Consider the following 16,757-nt stretch of genomic DNA (forward strand, 5'->3'; position numbering starts at 1 on the left):
CCGAGATTTTGGCGGAGGTGGCGGAAGAGTTTGGGGTGGAACAGGCGGCGATCACTGGGCCGAGTCGGGAGCGGAAGGTGACGCGGGCCCGGCGCGAGTTTTACCTGCGGGCCCGTCGGGAGGCAGGGGCGACGTTCGACGAATTGGCCCGGCGGACGGGCCGGACACAGGCGTCGGTGTGGCAGGCCGTAAAGTCGGGGGAGCGAGCCCAGTAGAGGGGGGCGGGGAACTTTATACCCTGTCAACGTCCCCTAGGTTTTGAGGTATGCGTTCACCCGTCGTCTCCCCGCGTGAGGGCGAGGATTTCGTCGGTGGTCATCCTACTGGTGGCCTTGTCCCGCAGGGTCTCCACGATGCGCTGCCCACGGTTCGCCCCCTTCACGCTTTTGACCACCCGCAGGGTGTTCCCCTCCACCACGAACTCGACCTCGGTGCCCGGCAAGAACCCCAGTTTTTCGCGAATCGGTTGGGGGATCGTCACCTGTCCCTTGCTCGTGATCCTCATCGTAGCCCTCCAGTAAGATTCTTACATCTCCCATCTTGCCGGGGCCGACCGAGGAGTCAAGAAGGGCAGGGGGACTCCCTTAACCGGTCGCGGAGCGAGGGGCGTTTACAGGTTGTTTGGTTTCGGTGGGCTGGCCTGCGAGTTTGGGACGCCAAAGGGAGAGGGGCGGCGATGCCGCGGACGGGTGGATAACGCTGGAAAGTGAATAAGCTAAGGGAAACTTGCTCCCCCCAATTTGCGGTTCCGGTTCGGGGAGGCCCCTTTTAACCGTTCGCCCCGGCCGACCCGCCCGCCCCGAGTTCCTCGTCTACCACCCGGGCGATGCCGGCGGCCACCCAGCCCACCGCGGCGCCCGAGGCCACGGCGAGGGTCCCGGCGAGGGGGAGGAGGGCCCAGACGGCCGGCGTTCCTAAAAGCAGGGAGGCGAGGGCGAGTTGGACGGCCATGTGGGCCTCGGCCCCCAGGGCGCTCACCCCCACGAGCCCGAAGCCGGGAACCCGGAGCGCCAAGGCCATGACGGCCACGGCGGCGAGGGTGCCCCCCGCCGACAGGAAAAACCCCGGGGTGAGGAGCCGGCCGGCGAAGAGGGCGCCCACGAGCACCTTGCCCACCCCCACCCACAGGCCTGGGCCCGGGCCCCAGAGGGCCAGCGCCGCGAGCACCGGGGCGTTGGCGAGGCCGAGGCGGGCCCAGGGCACGGGGGAGGGCAGGAGGAACTCCAGGGTCTGGAGCGCCCCGGCCAGGGCCACGAGGAGCCCGAGCAGGGCCGAGCGGGCCTCGGGCTCAACGTCCCACCGCATCCACGTCGCCTCCGGGGCCCACGGCCTCCACGGCCACCCGGTTGGGCAGACACGCGGCCACCCGGCCCGGCCGGTCCACGGCCCCGGCCCGGATGCAGAGTTTGAGCGGGCAGGGGCTCTCCACCACCCGGGCGGCGCGTGCTCCCACGTCGATCACCGTGACCCCCAGGGGCCCCTCCACCTCGATCCGCCCGGCCCCGGGGTCGACCACCCGGGCCCCGGCCGGCGACGTGATCCGGAACCGGGCGGGCCGGCCCCCGGCCCGGGGCAGCCAGGCCACGAGGTTCAGCGACAGGAGCCCCGCGAGCACCAGGGCGTCGAGCGGGGCGAAGGTACGGCGCCTCACGGCTCCACCGCGGGCGCCACGCGGCCGAACCCCGGGGTCTCCCGCACCGACCCGTCGGCCGCCACCACGAGCCCCTCGACCCCGGGTTCCCGCTCCAGGAGGGCGAGCCCCTCCTCGGGCCCCAGCACGAACACCGCGGTGCTCAGGGCGTCGGCGTCGGTGGCCGTGGGCGCCCACACCGTGACGCTCTGGCAGCCCGGGGCCGGGTAGCCCGTGCGGGGGTCGAGGATGTGGTGGATCCGCCGGCCCTCCCACTCGTAGAACCGCTCGTAGTCCCCGGAGGTCACGAGCGCCCCCTCGGCCGGGGCCACCACCCGCAGGAACCGCCCCGGGTCCCGGGGGTGCTGGATGCCCACCCGCCAGGGCCGGTCGCCCCGGGTGCCGGCCACGTAGAGGTCGCCCCCGGCGTTCACGATGAAGCCCTTGGCCCCGGCCGCCCGGAGGGCCTCGGCGGCCCGGTCGATGGCCCAGCCCTTGGCGATGCCCCCGAAGTCCACTTCGGTGCGCCCCAGGTCCACGGTGCGGGCCTCGGAGTCGAGGGCGATCCGCTCCCACCCCACCCGGGACCGGGCGGCCTCGACGGCCAGGGGTTCCGGGGGCGGGTGGGGCCCCTGGAGCACGTCCCAGAGGTCGAGGAGCGGCGCCACCGTGGGGTCGAAGGCGCCGGCCGTGCGCCGGGCCCAGCGGAGGGACTCGGCGAGCACCGCGGCCAGGGCCGGCGACACCTCGCCCCCCCCGGCCCGGTTGAGCTCCCACAGGGGGGTGCCCTCGACCCGGGCCATCTCGTGGTCCACGGCCTCGAGCCGGTCGAATGCCGCCCCCACAGCCTCCCGGGCCTCGGGTTCGGGCAGCCCGGCCACCGTGATGGTGACCAGGGTGTCCATGAGGAACCGGGTCTCGGCCGTGGGTTGGGCGGCGGGCTTGCGGCCGTAGGCGTAGGCCATCACGAGGCCCACGGCCAAGACCGGCAGGCACCAGGCGAGGATCCGCCTCACGCTTCCACCACCCGGGCCGCGAGGTCGTAGTCCCCGGCCGAGGTGATCCGGGCCCGCACGAACCCCCCGATCTCCACGACCTCGTCGGGGTAGCCCTCGAGCACCGTGAACCCGTCCACCTCCGGGGCCTGGCCGTAGGTTCGGCCCACCACCCGGCCCTCCTCGTCGAACCCCTCCACGAGCACCTCGAGCTCCCGGCCCAGGAACTCCCGGTTCCGGGCCCGGCTCACGCCCGCCTGGACCTCGAGGAGCCGCTCCAGCCGGGCCTCCACCACGGCCCGTTTCACCCGGGGCCGGAACCGCTCGGCCGGGGTGCCCTCCTCCGGGGAGTAGGCGAAGGCCCCCAGGTGGTGGAACCCCACGTCCTCGACGAACCGCACCAGGGAATCGAACTCCTCGTCGGTCTCCCCCGGGAACCCCACGATCGCGGTGGTGCGCAGCACGAGCCCCGGCACCCGGGCCCGCAGATCGTCGATCACGGCCCGCACCTCGTCGGCCGTGGCCCGGCGGCCCATGGCCCGGAGGATCCGGGGGTGGATGTGCTGGATCGGCATGTCGAGGTACGGGACCACCTTGCCGCCGGCCCCGAGCCGCTCCACCACCCCGGGGGGGAACGGCCGGGGGTAGGCGTAGAGGAGCCGGATCCACCGCAGGCCCTCGAGGTCGGAGAGCCGGTCCAGGAGCCGGGCCAGGGCCCCCGGGTCGTCCCGGTCGAGACCGTAGGAGGTCACGTCCTGGGCCACCAGGTTGAGCTCCCGCACCCCGGCGGCGACGAGCCGGCGGGCCTCGTCCAGGAGCTCCTCCTCGGGCAGGCTCCGGAACGGGCCCCGGATCGAGGGGATGGTGCAGTAGGTGCACCGGTTCGAGCAGCCCTCGGCGATCTTGAGGTAGGTGGAGTGGGGCAGTTGGGTGAGCATCCGGGGCAGGGGGCCGCCCAGGGGTTCGGCCGGGTCGGCGCCGGCCAGGAGGGCCGGGATCCGGGGGATGTCCTCCGGGGTGAAGAACCGGTCCACCTCGGGGAGCTCCTCGGGCAGCTCTGGGTAGCGCTTCACGAGGCACCCGGCCACCACGAGCTCCCGGCAGTTCCCGGTTTCCTTGAGCCGGGCGGCCTCCAGGATCTCCTCGATGCTCTCCTCCACGGCCTCCCGGATGAACCCGCAGGTGTTCACGATGACGATCTCGGCCTGGGCCGGATCCTCGACGATCGTAAACCCCCGGGCCGCCAGCCCCCCCAGGAGGTGCTCGGCGTCCACCCGGTTCTTGGCGCAGCCCAGGCTCACGAGCCCCACGGTCCTCACCGGCCGGCCCCCCCGGCCCCCACCACCTGGACCCCCTCGGGCACCTGGAACCGGAAGAGGTCCGCCGGCGGGTCGGCCACCTCCCGGAGCCCCGAGAACTCCACCACGGTGCGGTTTCCCAGGGGATCGTAGGTGGTCACCGACGCCGGAAGGCCCCGGTCCGGCAGGAGCCGGATCTCGACCCGGTCGAGGTCGGGCTGGGGCTCCTTGGGCCGCAACACGAGGCACCGGTCGCCGCAGGTCTCGATGTGGAAGTGGTCCCGGGCCCGGCCGAGCCCGTTCAGGAGGTCGAGGGCGAGTCGCCCGGTGGGCGGCAGATCCGCCAGGCGCTGGCGGAGCACGGTGCGGTCGCGGACCTGGTGGATCCACAGGGTCTCGCCGTCGCTCACGAGCACCTGGGGGTCGTCGCCCTCGTACTCCCAGCGCATGCGGCCGCCCTTGGCGAACCACACCCGGCCCTCGGCCACCTGGTCGAACCCGGTGGCCGCCATGCGGGCCGTCTGCACGAACCGGCCCTCCAGGGCCCGGGTGGCCTCGACGGTGCGGAGCACCTCCCCGACGAGGGCGTCCACGTCGGCGGCGCCGGCCGCCGCGGCCCACGGGGCCGAGAGGAGGGCGAGAAACAGGAATCGGATCAAGCGCATATGGGGTCTCCGAAAGGCTGGGCGGCTAGGCAGCTGGGCGGCCAGGCCGCCTCGCCGTCCAGCCGTCTACAGCTTGTTGATCAACACCTCGCGGGGTTTCGCGCCGCGGGACGGACCCACCACCCCCTCCTGCTCCATGCGCTCGATCATCCGGGCGGCCCGGTTGTACCCGATCTGGAGCCGCCGCTGGATCATCGAGATCGAGGCCTGCCGGGTCTCGGCCACCAGGGCCACGGCCTTGTCGTAGAGCTCGTCGAACTCGGGGTCGTCCAGCCCGGGCAGGGGCTCGGGCTCGTGGAGGATCTCCTCCTGGTACTCGGGCTCGCCCTGCTCGCGCAAGAACGCCGTGAGCCGGGCGATCTCGTCCTCCGACACGAACGACCCGTGCACCCGCTCGAGCCGGGCGGTGCCCGGGGGCAGGAACAGCATGTCGCCGCCCCCGAGCAGGGTCTCGGCGCCCTGGGTGTCGAGGATGGTGCGCGAGTCCACCCGGGAGGCCACCTGGAACGCGATCCGGGCCGGGAAGTTCGCCTTGATCATGCCGGTGAGCACGTCCACCGACGGGCGCTGGGTGGCCACGATCAGGTGGATCCCGGCGGCCCGGGCCATCTGGGCGAGCCGGGCGATCGACTCCTCCACGTCCTTCGAGGCCACCATCATGAGGTCCGCGAGCTCGTCGATCACCACCACGATGTAGGGGAGGATCTCGGTGTTGAGATCCTCTTCCGGCCGGCGGGTCCCGAGGTCCTTCAGGCGCTTTTCGATCTTCTTGTTGTAGGTGACGATGTTTCGCACCTGCTCCTCGGCCATGAGCCGGTAGCGCCGCTCCATCTCCTGCACGGCCCACCGCAGGGCCAGGGCCGCCTTCTTGGCCTCGGTGACCACGGGCAACAGGAGATGGGGGATGTCGTTGTAGACCGAGAGCTCCAGCATCTTGGGGTCCACGATGAGGAGCCGCACGTCCTTGGGGGTGGCCCGGAACAGGAGGCTCGCCAGCATGGCGTGCACGGCCACGCTCTTCCCCGACCCGGTGGCCCCGGCCACCAGCAGGTGGGGCATCTTCGCCAGGTCGGCCACGTAGGGGTTCCCGGCCGTGTCCTTGCCGAGCGCCAGGGTGAGCTTCGATTTCGACTCCTGGTAGGCGGACGAGGCCAGGATGTCCCTGAGGTACACGATCTCCCGCTGGTGGTTGGGGATCTCGATCCCCACGGCGGCCTTTCCCGGGATCGGCGCGATGATCCGGACCGAGAGCGCCTGCATGGCCAGGGCCAGGTCGTCCGAGAGGTTCACGATGCGGTTGATCTTGACCCCGGGGGCCGGCTTGAACTCGTAGAGCGTGATGACCGGGCCGGGCCGCACCCGTTCCACCTCGCCCTCGACCCCGAAGTCCTGGAGCTTCTTCTCCAGCACCTTGGAGGCCATGCGGAGGGCCTCCTCGTCCGGGCCCGAGCCGGGCGGGGCGCCGGGGTCGAGGAGGTCGAGGGACGGGAGCCGGTACCCGTCGATCTCCCGGGCGAAGGGGAACGCCTCCTGCACCGGGGTCCGGGCCGGGGCCGGGATCTCGAGCTTGGGGCCCTTCTCCTCGGCGGGGCGTTCGGGTTTGCGGGCCTGGGCCGGCCCGGGCCGCGGGGCCTCCCGGGGCTTGGCCGCCTGCTTGCGCTCCTTGCGGCGGGCCCGCTGCTCCCGCCGCAGGATCCACCCCTCCCTCACCCGCTGGGCCGCCGCCACGAGCCGCAGCCGCAGCCCCTCCCAGAACCCGTAGAGGCTCAGGTTCACGGTGAACATGAGGGACGAGATCCAGCCCACCCCCAGCACGAGCGCCGTTCCCGGGCCGTTCAGGTAGTGGACGAGCCCCCGGGAGAGAAGCTGGCCCAGGGCCCCGCCGGCGGAGAGGTCGAGCTGGTCAAACCGCACCGTGCCGAGCCCCAGGCTCAGGAGCCCGGCGGTCGTCACGGTGAGGGCCGTGTACCCCACGGCCACCCAGCCGGGGTGGGCGAAAGGCCGCAGGAGGATGTACCGGGCGGCGCAGACGCCCAGGGCTAGGGGCACGAGCCAGGCGGCGTAGCCCAAGGTCTGGATGAGGAGGTCGGCCACGTGGGAGCCCACGAGCCCCCCCAGGTTCTGGGGCGGGCCGCCGCCGGCCGTGTTGAACGAGGGGTCGGCCGTGCGGTACGAGCCGAGGGCGAGCGCGAGGAACACGCACACGAGCCCCACACCGAGGCCGACGAGCTCGGCGCGCACCCGGGGCCCCAGGTGGTCGCGCCACCCGTTGAGCGCCTCGCCGAGCCGGGGGGGATCGGGGTCCTTGCGGGAACGCGCCATGGGATCTCGCTCAGGGCCCGAGAAGGAGGTAGCCGGCCCCCACGAGCCAGCAGTACACGGCGAACCACCGGAACCGGCCCCGCCGGATCACCCCGAGGAGCCAGTGGATCGCGGCGAGCCCCGAGGCGAAGGCGGCCACGACCCCGGCGAGATACGGGCCCCACGCGATGTCCGGGTGGGCCAGGTGCCGGACCTCGAGCACCACGGCCCCGACGATGGCCGGGATCGACAGCAGGAAGCTAAACCGCGCCGCATCGGCCGGCCGGATGCCCAGGAGGGAGCCGGCCGCGATGGTGGAGCCCGACCGGCTGATCCCCGGCACGATGGCGAGCCCCTGCACGGTGCCCACCGCCAGGGCCCGACCCACACCGATCCGATCCATGGGGTCGCGGCCCCGGGCCAGGACCTCGGAAACCCAGAGGAGCGCCCCCGTCACCAGGAGCATCGCGGCCGCGGCCCGGGGGGCGTGGAACAGGGCCTCGAGCGGGTCCTTGAACGCGACCCCGATGATCCCCGTGGGCACCGTGCCGGCCACGATCCAGCCTACGAGCCGGCGGTGGACCGGGTCGCCCCCGGGGAGGAGCGAGGCCGCCATGCCGGCCACGTCCCTCCAGAAATAGAGGAGCACCGCGCCCAGGGTCGCGGCGTGCAGGAGCACGTCGAACAGGATGCCCGGCTGGGCGAACCCGGGCACGAGGCTTTGCACGACCACCAGGTGGCCCGAGGAGCTCACGGGCAGAAACTCGGTCAGTCCCTGCACGAGCCCCAGGACCAGGCCGTCCCAAACCGTCATCTGGCCTCCCACCGGGGCCTCCCGCCCCGGAGCGCAAACGGAAACACCTAACTCTAGGGGAGGGCCCTCTGTCGGGTCAATGCGGGGGAGAGGGGAGGGCAGGGCGCCGTCGTTCTTTTGAAACGCAAGCGGGGCGCGGGCTGGTCGAAAGGCCTGGCGCCGAAACCTTCCCTGTGGCATACTCCCGAAGCATGCCCGAGCCCACACCGATCGTCCATCGGGGCGTCACCCTGACCCTACGCCGGTGCCGGCGAATTCAGCGTTGGATCGACGCCCACCCCTCCATCTCCCGCGTGGCCCTGGCTCGCCAGGTCTGCCAGTGGTTCGGCTGGACCCTCCCCAACGGGGAGCTCGCCGAACGCTCCGCCCGCAGGCTCCTCCAGCGCCTCCATGACCAAGAACTCATCCGCCTGCCCCTTTCCCGCAGAGCCTCCCCCACCCGCTCCAAAACCTCCCCCTCCCCCCCTGCCTGCCCGCCAGCTCCTGTGCCCTGGCCCGACGAGGGGCCCCGCCGCCGCAGGGATTCGCCCCTGCTCGTTCGCCCCATCCTCCCCAGCGAACGCCCCGCCTGGCAGGCCCTGTTCGCTCAGCACCACTACCTGGGGTTTTCTCCCCCCGTGGGCGAGTGGCTCGGATACGCCGCCTTCTTTGACGGCGAGCTGGTGGCCGTGGCCGCATGGGGCGCGGCCAGCCTCAAAAACCGCCCCCGCGACGCCTGGATCGGCTGGGACGAGCCCACCAAGACCCGCCGCCTTTCTTTCGTGGTCAACAACACCCGCTTCCTCGTGTTGCCCGCCGGCCAGAACATCCCCCATTTGGCCTCCCGCGTCCTGGGCGCCATGCTGCGCCGCTTGAGCCGGGACTGGCAGGCCACGTACCGCCACCCCCTCTACCTGGCCGAGACGTTCGTCGACGAGCGCCGCTTCCAGGGCACGTGTTACCGGGCCGCCAACTGGCTGCGCCTGGGCACTACCCAGGGCTTTTCCCGCCGCGGCCGCTCGTACCAGCCCCACGGCCACCCCAAGGCCGTCTGGGTCTATCCCTTGCGCCCCAATGCCATCGAGCGCCTCCGGGCCTCTGGACCCCCAACCCCTTCTTCCTCGCCAAAGGAGACGCCCTTGGTTCCCCCTGGGTTCGATCCGGAACGCCTTCCCCTGGTCGGTCAGGACGGCCTGCTCGATCTGCTCCACACCATCCCCGATGTCCGATCCCGCCAGGGCTTGCGCCATCCCCTCGTCACCGTGCTCGCCCTGGCCGTGTTGGCCATGCTGTGCGGCCATTCCTCGTTTGAGGCCATCGCCCAGTTCGCCGCCAGCCTCCCGGTCGAGCTTCGAAAACGCCTCGGCGCCCGTCGCCCCGAACCCCCCAGTGAGCCCACGTTCCGCCGGGTCCTCTCCCGCCTGCCCGCCGATCAGGTCGACGCCGTGATCACCCAGTGGATCGCCCGGAATGCTCTACACTTCGGCTCTGTCATCGCCGTGGACGGCAAAACCCTGCGCGGCTCCCACGACGCCGGCTCGCCCCCCGTCCATCTCCTCAGCGCCCTGCTCAACCCCCAGGGCGTGGTCGTCGCTCAAACCCGTGTGCCCGCCAAGACCAACGAGATCCCCTGCCTCCAGCCCCTGCTCGAACCCCTCCCCCTCGATGGGGCCGTGGTCACCGCCGATGCCCTCCATACCCAGCGCGAGACCGCCCGGTTCCTTGTCCAGAACAAAGACGCCGACTACCTCTTTTTCGCCAAGGACAACCAGCCCCAGCTGCGCCAGGACATCGAGCAGCTCGACCTCTCCAGCGCTTTTCCCCCCTCAGCACGAAACCGTTGATAAAGCCCACGGCCGCCTGGAGATCCGCCGCATCTGGACCAGCACCGAGCTCAACGACTACCTCGACTTCCCCCACGTCGCCCAGGTCTTCCTGATCGAGCGCATCACCCAACGCTGCTCCACCGGAGAGGTCCGCCGGGAAACAGTCTGCGGCCTCACCTCCCGCCCCCCTCATCGAGCTTCCCCCAAACAGCTCCTCGCCCTTGCCCGGGGGCACTGGGCCATCGAAAACGGCCTCCACTGGGTCCGAGACGTCACCTTCGACGAGGACCGCTGTCGGGTGCGCACCGGTCACGCCCCCCAGATGCTCGCCTGCCTGCGAAACCTCGTCATCAGCCTGCTGCGCTTGGCCGGCGCCCGAAACATCGCCGCTGCTCGCCGCACGCTCGCCGCCTACCCCTGCCTGGCGCTTCGCCTGCTCGGGTTGTAGCGCCCCGCAGCCCTCCCGGCCCGCTCTTTCGCTCCCCTCGCTTCGGATCGCTTCTCCCCCCCGATCCGCCGCCCCTAGCTGTGCCTTCGACAGGCCACTACAGGCCAAATCCCCCTGCCTACGGCTCTGCCTCACGGTCTCTGCCGCTTCTCGCCCCCATCCCTCCCATCCCCCCCTCCATCAGTTTCTCTTCACGCCCCCTGACTTTGACGGGGCCCTGGAGGGGAGGGACCCGGGCCCGGGTTTGCGGCGGGCGCCGTTTGCCCCTAGACTCGACGTGTAGAGGAGCACTCCCGGCCCGTCCCCACGAACGGATCGCCCTCAGGCCCGCCCCGGGCGCACCCCAGTCGTCGAATGCTCGCCCGCTCGTCTTCAGCCCGAGTTCGGCGCCGGGGTCCCGGCGCCAGCCTCGGGCCCCTCCGCGATGGGGGGAGGGGACTAGGGGGAGCCTGCCCCCGGCTTCCCCGGGGCGCCGCCGAACCGCCAGGAGATGGAGAACCTGAATGGGACACACGAAGCACAAACTGGAAATCCGAAACCTCCGCCCCGACGACTACGACGACGTGCGGCGGATCATGGACCGCGTGTACGCCGGCATGGGAGGGGCCTGGAGGCCGGAGCAGTTCGAGCGACTCCTCGGGCTCTTTCCCGAGGGGCAGATCTGCGTGGAGGACAAGGGGAGGGTGGTGGCCGCCGCCCTGACCTTGATCGTCGATTTCCGGAGCCTGGGGGAGCAGCATTCGTACGACGACGTGGTGGGCGGCGGGAAGTTCCCCGCCCACGATCCCGAGGGGGACTACCTCTACGGGATCGATCTCTTCGTCGACCCGGACTACCGGGGCCTTCGGCTGGGCCGCCGGCTCTACGACGCCCGAAAGGAGCTGTGCGAGACGCTCAATCTGAAGGGGATTCTCGTCGGCGGTAGGATCCCCGGGTACGCGAAGTACGCCCACGAGCTCACCCCGAAGCAGTACATCGAGAAGGTGAAGGGGAAGGAGATCGCGGACCCGGTGCTCACGTTCCAGCTCGCCAACGACTTCTACCCGAAGCGGGCGATGTCCAACTACATCCCGGAGGACAGCGCGTCCCGCAGCTACGCGGTGCTCCTGGAGTGGAGCAACATCTACTACCAGCCCCGGAGGAAGATCGACTGGGGCCGCAAATCCTATGTGCGGCTCGGGGTGGTGCAGTGGCAGATGCGGGTCTTTGGGTCGTTCGAGGACTTCATGCAGCAGGCCGAGTTTTTCGTGGACACGGTGTCGGGCTACAACGCCGACCTCGTCCTGTTCCCGGAGTTTTTCAACGCGCCCCTCATGGCCCGGTTCAACCAGGAGGACACCGCGGCCGCCATGAGATCGCTCGCGGGCTACACGGAGCGGATCCGAAACGAGCTCCTCTCGATGGCGGTCTCCTACAACATCAACATCGTGACGGGGAGCCTCCCCGAGTACGACGGCAGCAACCTTTACAATGTGTCGTTTCTTTGCCGGCGGGACGGCACCTGGGACGCCCAGTACAAGCTCCATATCACCCCGGACGAATCCCACTACTGGGGCCTCAAGGGGGGGAACCGGCTCAAGGTGTTCGACACGGACGTGGGCAAGGTGGGGATCCTGATCTGCTACGACGTCGAGTTCCCGGAACTCTCCCGGCACCTGGTGGACCAAGGGATGCAGATCCTCCTCGTGCCGTTCTGGACGGACACCAAGAACGCCTACCTCAGGGTGCGCCGGTGCGCCCAGGCCCGGGCGATCGAGAACGAGTGCTACGTGGCCATCTCGGGCAGCGTGGGCAACATCCCGAAGGTGGAGAACATGGACATCCAGTACTCCCAGGCCGCGATCTTCACGCCTTCGGATTTCGCCTTTCCCCACGACGCCGTGGCGGCCGAGGCCACGCCGAACACCGAGATGACCCTGGTGGCCGACCTGGACCTCGACCTCCTCAAGGAACTGCGGCGCATGGGGAGCGTGCGAAACCTCGAGAGCCGGCGAAAAGACCTGTACCGGGTGCTGTGGCAGGGCCGGCAGGACGGGGGGCCCTAACGGAACGGGGGCGGCGAGGCCTCAGACCTCGGCCACGGTGGCCACGACCACGGGGCGGCGGTTGCCCCGGCGGCGGAAGTGGCGCCGGAGGGCCAGGGTGAAGAGGGCCTCCCAGTCGGAGGCCGAGGGGGCGTTGGGGGCTTCCTTGCGCACCAGGGCCTCGAGGGCGGCCTCGGCCTCCCGGGCCTCCTCGCCGGAGCGTTCCTGGGGCACGACGCCCCGGAGTTCCACCCGGGGGCCCCACACGACCGCCCCGGCCGGGTCCACCGCGGCCACCACGAGGGCGAGGCCGGCGCGGCCCAGGCGCCGGCGGTCGGCGAGGGCCGCGTCGCCCTCCCCGGCCTCGGCCCCGGCCTCCACGTAGCACCGGCCCGTGGGCACGGTGCCCTCGGGCCGGATCCCCCCGTCGTCCAGCACGATCACCTGCCCGTTCTCGGCGCGGAAGGCCCGGTCGGGGCCGTAGCCCATCTCGCGCATCACGTCGGTCAGCGCCTGGAGGTGTCGCAGTTCGCCGTGGACCGGCAGCACGCACCGGGGCCGGGTGAGCTCCACCATGCGCCGGGCGTCGGCCGCCGAGGCGTGGCCCGACACGTGGATCTCGGAGACCTCCTCGTAGTGCACCCGGGCCCCGAGCCGGATGCACCGGTCGATCAGGCGGTAGATCTCGCGCTCGTTCCCCGGGATGAGCCGAGACGAGAGGAACACGTGGTCCCCGGGCACGATCCGGTGGTGGGGTTCGAGCCCGCGGGTCACCCGCCACAGGGCGCTTCCGGGCTCGGCCTGGCTTCCGGTGAGGATCACGGTCAGGGCGTCCCGGGGGAACCCCCGGGCCCGGGGTTCGGGCACCAGGTCCCCCGGGGCGGGCTTGAGGTGGCCGAGGCTCCGGGCGATGCGGGCCGTGCGGACCATGGCCCGGCCGAGGAGGGTGACCCGCCGGCCGGCGGCCCGGCTCGCCTCGATCACCTGCTGCACCCGGTGGACGTTGCTGGCGAACGTGGCCACCCAGGCCCTTCCCTCGACCCGCGGAAGGAGGTCCCGGAACGCCTGGCCCACGAGCCGCTCGGAGGGCGTCGGGCCGGGACGGTGGGCGTTGGTGCTGTCGCAGCACAGAAGGTCCACCCCGGCGTCGCCCCAGCGGGCGAGGGCGGCCTCGTCGGTGGGCAGGCCGTCCACCGGGGTGGGGTCGAACTTGAAATCCCCGGTGTGCACGATGCGCCGGCCCGCCACCTCGATGCCCAGGGCGCAGGCCCCGGCCGTGGAGTGGGTGATCCGGATGAACTCCACCCGAAACGGCCCGGCCTCCACCACGGCGCCGGGGGCCACCGACTGTAGAAGGCTCGTGGCGGTGGGGGTGCGCTCGGCCAGGCGCTCCCGCAGGAGCCCCAGGGTCATGGCCGTGCCGTACACCGGCACCCGGTGCCGGGCCAGGAGGTGGGGGATCCCGCCGATGTGGTCCTCGTGACCGTGGGTCACCACCACGGCCCGGAGCCTTCCCGGGGTGTCGAGGTAGGTGAGGTCCGGAACCAGGTAGTCCACCCCGGGATGGTGGTCCTGGGCGAACAGGAGGCCGCAGTCCACGAGGAGCCGTTCCCCCCCCGCCTCCACCACCAGGCAGTTGAGCCCGATCTCCCCGAGCCCCCCGAGGGGCACGAGCCGCACGGCGGTCACGCGGCCTCCAGCCGGGCGGCCATGGCCTCCCGCAGCCGGCCGGCCTCGGCCCGGCGCGCCTCGGGGGTGTCGATCCGCCCGATCCGGTAGGGTTCCAGGACCTCGATCTCCACGGTGCCCGGCCGGACCGTCCACGAACCCTTCGGGCACAGATCGGCCGTGTTCCGAAGCACCAGGGGCACCACCGGGGCTCCGCTCGCGGCCGCCAGGTGCACGAACCCCAGCTTGAAGGGCAGGAGTCGCCCATCGCGGCTCCGGGTGCCCTCGGGGAACAGGATCACGGGCTCCCCTTCCCGGACGCGGCGGGCCGCCTCGTCCACGCTGGCCCGGGCCTTCTCGGAATCGCCCCGGTCCACCGGGATGTACCCCAGGGCCGCCATGGCCCGGCCGAACACCGGGATCCGGAACAGCTCCCGCTTGGCGAGCCAGAGCACGTTGTGGGGAAGCACGTGCCCCAGGGCCAGGATATCGAGGTTCGACTGGTGGTTGGCGACGAACACCGCCCCGGCCGGGGGAAGCCGCTCGGGGTGGATCACCCGGACCTCCACACCGGCGAAGCGCAAGAGGAGCCGGCACCACAGGGGGGCGAGGTGGCGGCACCACCGCCGCCTCCGGTCGGTGTACCCCGCCACCACGGCCGCCGACCCGAGGACCAGGGTCAGCACGGCGATGACAAGGGGGAACAGGATCGGGCGAAGTCGGTCGGTCATGGTGGCTCCGGCCGGGCAACGGGGCGGCCTCGGATCGGGCGCCGCGGGCCCGGGTGGGGGGTCGTGGCCTCCGGCGTTGGGGGGCGAGCGCCGCCCCCTATACGCTTTTCCCTTGCGTCGGGTCAACGCCTCGGGTATAAGTCCGGGCCCCGCTCGCACCGGACCCTAGGCCCCGGGGCGGGGAAGGCTCTTGACACAAGACCCTCGTTCGCATAGTCTTCCGGCTTTCGTCCGGAGCAGGAATCGTTTTCGGGAGGCCATCCCAATGAAGAGCTACATGGCAACCCCCCAGACCGCCGAGCGCGAGTGGTTCGTGGTGGACGCCGAGGGCCAGACCCTGGGGCGGCTCGCGAGCCGCGTCGCCACCGTGCTGCGGGGCAAGCACAAGCCCACCTACACACCCCACGTGGACACGGGGGATTTCGTGATCGTGGTGAACGCCGAGAAGGTGCGCCTTACGGGCAACAAGCTCGACCAGAAGATGTACTGGCGCCACTCGGGGTACCCGGGCGGGATCAAGGGCCGGACGGCCCGCCAGATGTTGGAGCGCAAGCCGGAGGAGGTGCTCCGGCACGCGGTGAAGGGCATGCTTCCCAAGAACATCCTGGGCCGTGATATGCTTCGCAAGCTCAAGATCTACGCCGGCCCGGAGCACCCCCACCAGGCGCAGCAGCCCAGGCCGTTGGAGCTTTAGGAGACAACCCATGGCACAGCAGATGACCCACGCCACCGGAAAGCGGAAAACGGCCATCGCCCGGGTGTACTTGAGGCCCGGGGAGGGACAGGTGATCATCAACCGCAAGCGCACCCTGGAGGACTACTTCCCCCGGGAGGCCCACCGGCGGGCCGTGCTGGCCCCGTTGGCGCTCACCGAGCGCCTGGGCAAGTACAACGTGAAGGTGACCGTGCGGGGCGGAGGGCCCACGGGCCAGGCCGAGGCGGTGCGCCACGGCATCGCGCGGGCCCTGGTGGAGGAGGATCCGGACCTGCGGCCGTTGCTGAAGCGAGCGGGGTTGCTGACCCGGGACGCCCGGATCGTGGAGCGCAAGAAGTACGGGCACCACAAGGCCCGGAAGAGCCCGCAGTACTCCAAGCGGTAAGTCCGCTTCGCAGCCCACCCCCAAAAGGGACCCCACGGCCGGGGTCCCTTTTGTTGTTTCAGGGCCCGCCCTTCCGCACGGCCGGCCGGCCGGGCTATCATGCCGCCCGTGGGCGGGCGGCCGGGGAGGCCCCGGGCCCCCAAGCCGCGATTCGGCCGGGGGCCATGCCGACCCGGAATCCCCAACGGGGGTTGGCCGTCTCGCTTTCCAGTTTTCCAGCACGACTCCGCCAATCAGGAGAGGACCATGGCCGGGTTCCGGAGCGGGTGGGTTGCGGCGCTCGTTTTTCTCACGGCCGGCTGTGCCGTGATCCGGGTGCCGGTGGCGCCCGAACCCCGGGTGGAGGAGGTCACGGTGATGGGGGAGGGGGCCGACAAGGTGCTCCTCCTGGACGTGTCCGGGGTCCTGTCGTTTCGCCGGCCCTGGGCCCCGCCCGGGTTTCCCCGGCCCCCGGCGCTGCCGGCCCGGGTGAGGGCGGATCTCGACCGCGCCCGCAGGGATCCGGCGATCCGGGCCGTGGTGGTGCGGATCGACTCCCCCGGCGGCACGGTGACCGCGAGCGACGTGATCCACCACGAGATCCGGGCGTTCCGGGAGGAGCGCCGGGTTCCGGTGGTGGCCGCGATCGTGGAGAAGGGGCTCTCGGGGGGGTACTACGCAGCGCTCGCCGCCGACGAGATCGTGGCCTTCCCGACGGCGCTGGTGGGGAGCGTGGGCGTGTTCGTGGCCAAGTTCGACGCCTCGGGGCTCCTGGGAAAGCTTGGGGTACGAAGCGAGCTTCGAAAATCTGGGGCCCAGAAGGACATCCTGAGTCCCCTCCGGCCGCTCACGCCCGCGGAGCGGAACACGCTGGACGAGATCGTGGCGGACCTCTCCGGCCGGTTCCACGAGGTGCTCCGCACCGCCCGGCCCCAGGTGGCCGAAGAGGACTGGGACCGGGTGGCCTCGGCGGCGCCGTTTACCGCGTCGAAGGCCCTGGAGCTCCGGCTCGTGGACCGGGTGGGATACCTGGAGGACGCCTTCCAGGCGGCCCTCGCCCGGGCGGGGCTGGAACGGGCCCGGCTTGTCACCTACCGGGCAGACGGCGATGCCGCGCCGCCCACCCCCTACGGGCTCTCCCCGTGGGGCCTGCCGGCCGCCGCCACGCCCCTGGCCCTGGACCCGGCCTGGATCGAGGAGTTCCTGGAAACACAGGTGGGGTATTAGGTCGGCTGGGCGGCTGGGCGGCCAAGAACCTTCGGGGTTCGGGCGTGGGCGCCCGTGCCAGGTGCCAGGGAT

General features: G+C 71.5%; 17 protein-coding genes. 7 read left to right on the top strand and 10 right to left on the bottom strand.

Features of this window, described 5'->3' with window-relative positions; all coding sequences use genetic code 11:
- Positions 1-215: helix-turn-helix domain-containing protein (locus ACYQ8L_RS07085; RefSeq protein ID WP_459941085.1), on the top strand; the 215-nt coding region annotated here is incomplete at its 5' end.
- Positions 216-271: 56 nt separating this feature from the next.
- Here ACYQ8L_RS07085 and ACYQ8L_RS07090 read toward each other — a convergent pair.
- From ACYQ8L_RS07090 to ACYQ8L_RS07125, 8 genes are all read right to left on the bottom strand, one after another.
- Complete coding sequence (locus tag ACYQ8L_RS07090) at positions 272-505, bottom strand: AbrB/MazE/SpoVT family DNA-binding domain-containing protein (protein WP_459941086.1); 234 nt, start codon at positions 503-505, stop codon at positions 272-274.
- A gap of 263 nt (positions 506-768) precedes the next feature.
- Positions 769-1,305, bottom strand: a complete 537-nt coding sequence (locus ACYQ8L_RS07095; protein ID WP_459941087.1) for a Gx transporter family protein — start codon at positions 1,303-1,305, stop codon at positions 769-771.
- Positions 1,289-1,651 (bottom strand): NusG domain II-containing protein, encoded by a 363-nt coding sequence (locus tag ACYQ8L_RS07100; RefSeq protein ID WP_459941088.1) that lies wholly within the window; start codon positions 1,649-1,651, stop codon positions 1,289-1,291. The genes ACYQ8L_RS07095 and ACYQ8L_RS07100 overlap by 17 nt, the downstream gene beginning before the upstream one ends.
- The gene (locus ACYQ8L_RS07105; RefSeq protein WP_459941089.1) at positions 1,648-2,646 is read right to left on the bottom strand and encodes an FAD:protein FMN transferase; all 999 of its coding nucleotides are present in this window, start codon (positions 2,644-2,646) and stop codon (positions 1,648-1,650) included. The genes ACYQ8L_RS07100 and ACYQ8L_RS07105 overlap by 4 nt, the downstream gene beginning before the upstream one ends.
- Positions 2,643-3,944, bottom strand: a complete 1,302-nt coding sequence (rimO, locus tag ACYQ8L_RS07110) for a 30S ribosomal protein S12 methylthiotransferase RimO (protein WP_459941090.1) — start codon at positions 3,942-3,944, stop codon at positions 2,643-2,645. The genes ACYQ8L_RS07105 and rimO overlap by 4 nt, the downstream gene beginning before the upstream one ends.
- Positions 3,941-4,588 (bottom strand): LolA family protein, encoded by a 648-nt coding sequence (locus ACYQ8L_RS07115; protein ID WP_459941091.1) that lies wholly within the window; start codon positions 4,586-4,588, stop codon positions 3,941-3,943. The genes rimO and ACYQ8L_RS07115 overlap by 4 nt, the downstream gene beginning before the upstream one ends.
- A gap of 66 nt (positions 4,589-4,654) precedes the next feature.
- The gene (locus ACYQ8L_RS07120) at positions 4,655-6,910 is read right to left on the bottom strand and encodes a DNA translocase FtsK (RefSeq protein ID WP_459941092.1); all 2,256 of its coding nucleotides are present in this window, start codon (positions 6,908-6,910) and stop codon (positions 4,655-4,657) included.
- A gap of 10 nt (positions 6,911-6,920) precedes the next feature.
- Positions 6,921-7,703, bottom strand: coding sequence for an undecaprenyl-diphosphate phosphatase (locus tag ACYQ8L_RS07125; RefSeq protein WP_459941093.1), 783 nt, complete (start codon positions 7,701-7,703; stop codon positions 6,921-6,923).
- A gap of 191 nt (positions 7,704-7,894) precedes the next feature.
- On the opposite strand from ACYQ8L_RS07125, the gene ACYQ8L_RS07130 reads away from it, so the two are divergent.
- The 3 genes from ACYQ8L_RS07130 to ACYQ8L_RS07140 all read left to right on the top strand — a co-directional run bounded on the left by ACYQ8L_RS07130 (position 7,895) and on the right by ACYQ8L_RS07140 (position 12,001).
- Positions 7,895-9,526: an ISAs1 family transposase gene (locus tag ACYQ8L_RS07130; RefSeq protein WP_459941094.1), complete on the top strand. Its 1,632-nt coding sequence runs from the start codon at positions 7,895-7,897 to the stop codon at positions 9,524-9,526.
- A gap of 31 nt (positions 9,527-9,557) precedes the next feature.
- Positions 9,558-9,956 carry an ISAs1 family transposase gene (locus ACYQ8L_RS07135; RefSeq protein ID WP_459941145.1) on the top strand — a complete coding sequence of 133 codons (399 nt, stop codon included), beginning with the start codon at positions 9,558-9,560 and terminating at the stop codon, positions 9,954-9,956.
- Positions 9,957-10,459: 503 nt separating this feature from the next.
- Positions 10,460-12,001: a GNAT family N-acetyltransferase gene (locus ACYQ8L_RS07140; RefSeq protein ID WP_459941095.1), complete on the top strand. Its 1,542-nt coding sequence runs from the start codon at positions 10,460-10,462 to the stop codon at positions 11,999-12,001.
- Positions 12,002-12,022: 21 nt separating this feature from the next.
- On the opposite strand, the gene ACYQ8L_RS07145 is transcribed toward ACYQ8L_RS07140, so the two are convergent.
- Both ACYQ8L_RS07145 and ACYQ8L_RS07150 read right to left on the bottom strand, forming a co-directional pair.
- Positions 12,023-13,669, bottom strand: coding sequence for a ribonuclease J (locus tag ACYQ8L_RS07145; RefSeq protein ID WP_459941096.1), 1,647 nt, complete (start codon positions 13,667-13,669; stop codon positions 12,023-12,025).
- Complete coding sequence (locus ACYQ8L_RS07150; protein ID WP_459941097.1) at positions 13,666-14,379, bottom strand: lysophospholipid acyltransferase family protein; 714 nt, start codon at positions 14,377-14,379, stop codon at positions 13,666-13,668. Before ACYQ8L_RS07150 ends, ACYQ8L_RS07145 begins: the two co-directional genes overlap by 4 nt.
- 265 nt (positions 14,380-14,644) lie before the next feature.
- On the opposite strand from ACYQ8L_RS07150, the gene rplM reads away from it, so the two are divergent.
- From rplM to sppA, 3 genes are all read left to right on the top strand, one after another.
- Positions 14,645-15,073 (top strand): 50S ribosomal protein L13, encoded by a 429-nt coding sequence (gene rplM / locus ACYQ8L_RS07155; protein WP_459941098.1) that lies wholly within the window; start codon positions 14,645-14,647, stop codon positions 15,071-15,073.
- A 10-nt stretch (positions 15,074-15,083) separates the two neighbouring features.
- On the top strand, positions 15,084-15,479 hold the full coding sequence (gene rpsI, locus ACYQ8L_RS07160; protein WP_459941099.1) for a 30S ribosomal protein S9: 396 nt from the start codon (positions 15,084-15,086) through the stop codon (positions 15,477-15,479).
- Between the two features lie 246 nt (positions 15,480-15,725).
- Positions 15,726-16,685 (top strand): signal peptide peptidase SppA, encoded by a 960-nt coding sequence (gene sppA / locus ACYQ8L_RS07165; protein ID WP_459941100.1) that lies wholly within the window; start codon positions 15,726-15,728, stop codon positions 16,683-16,685.
- Positions 16,686-16,757: the final 72 nt, after the last annotated feature.

This window comes from Deferrisoma palaeochoriense (assembly GCF_054656955.1).

Coding starts and splice junctions, on each gene's coding strand:
- ACYQ8L_RS07090 (WP_459941086.1), bottom strand. CDS start 505: ATGAGGATCACGAGCAAGGGACAGGTGACGATCCCCCAACCGATTCGC.
- ACYQ8L_RS07095 (WP_459941087.1), bottom strand. CDS start 1,305: ATGCGGTGGGACGTTGAGCCCGAGGCCCGCTCGGCCCTGCTCGGGCTC.
- ACYQ8L_RS07115 (WP_459941091.1), bottom strand. CDS start 4,588: ATGCGCTTGATCCGATTCCTGTTTCTCGCCCTCCTCTCGGCCCCGTGG.
- ACYQ8L_RS07120 (WP_459941092.1), bottom strand. CDS start 6,910: ATGGCGCGTTCCCGCAAGGACCCCGATCCCCCCCGGCTCGGCGAGGCG.
- ACYQ8L_RS07125 (WP_459941093.1), bottom strand. CDS start 7,703: ATGACGGTTTGGGACGGCCTGGTCCTGGGGCTCGTGCAGGGACTGACC.
- ACYQ8L_RS07130 (WP_459941094.1), top strand. CDS start 7,895: ATGCCCGAGCCCACACCGATCGTCCATCGGGGCGTCACCCTGACCCTA.
- ACYQ8L_RS07140 (WP_459941095.1), top strand. CDS start 10,460: ATGGGACACACGAAGCACAAACTGGAAATCCGAAACCTCCGCCCCGAC.
- ACYQ8L_RS07150 (WP_459941097.1), bottom strand. CDS start 14,379: ATGACCGACCGACTTCGCCCGATCCTGTTCCCCCTTGTCATCGCCGTG.
- rplM (WP_459941098.1), top strand. CDS start 14,645: ATGAAGAGCTACATGGCAACCCCCCAGACCGCCGAGCGCGAGTGGTTC.
- rpsI (WP_459941099.1), top strand. CDS start 15,084: ATGGCACAGCAGATGACCCACGCCACCGGAAAGCGGAAAACGGCCATC.
- sppA (WP_459941100.1), top strand. CDS start 15,726: ATGGCCGGGTTCCGGAGCGGGTGGGTTGCGGCGCTCGTTTTTCTCACG.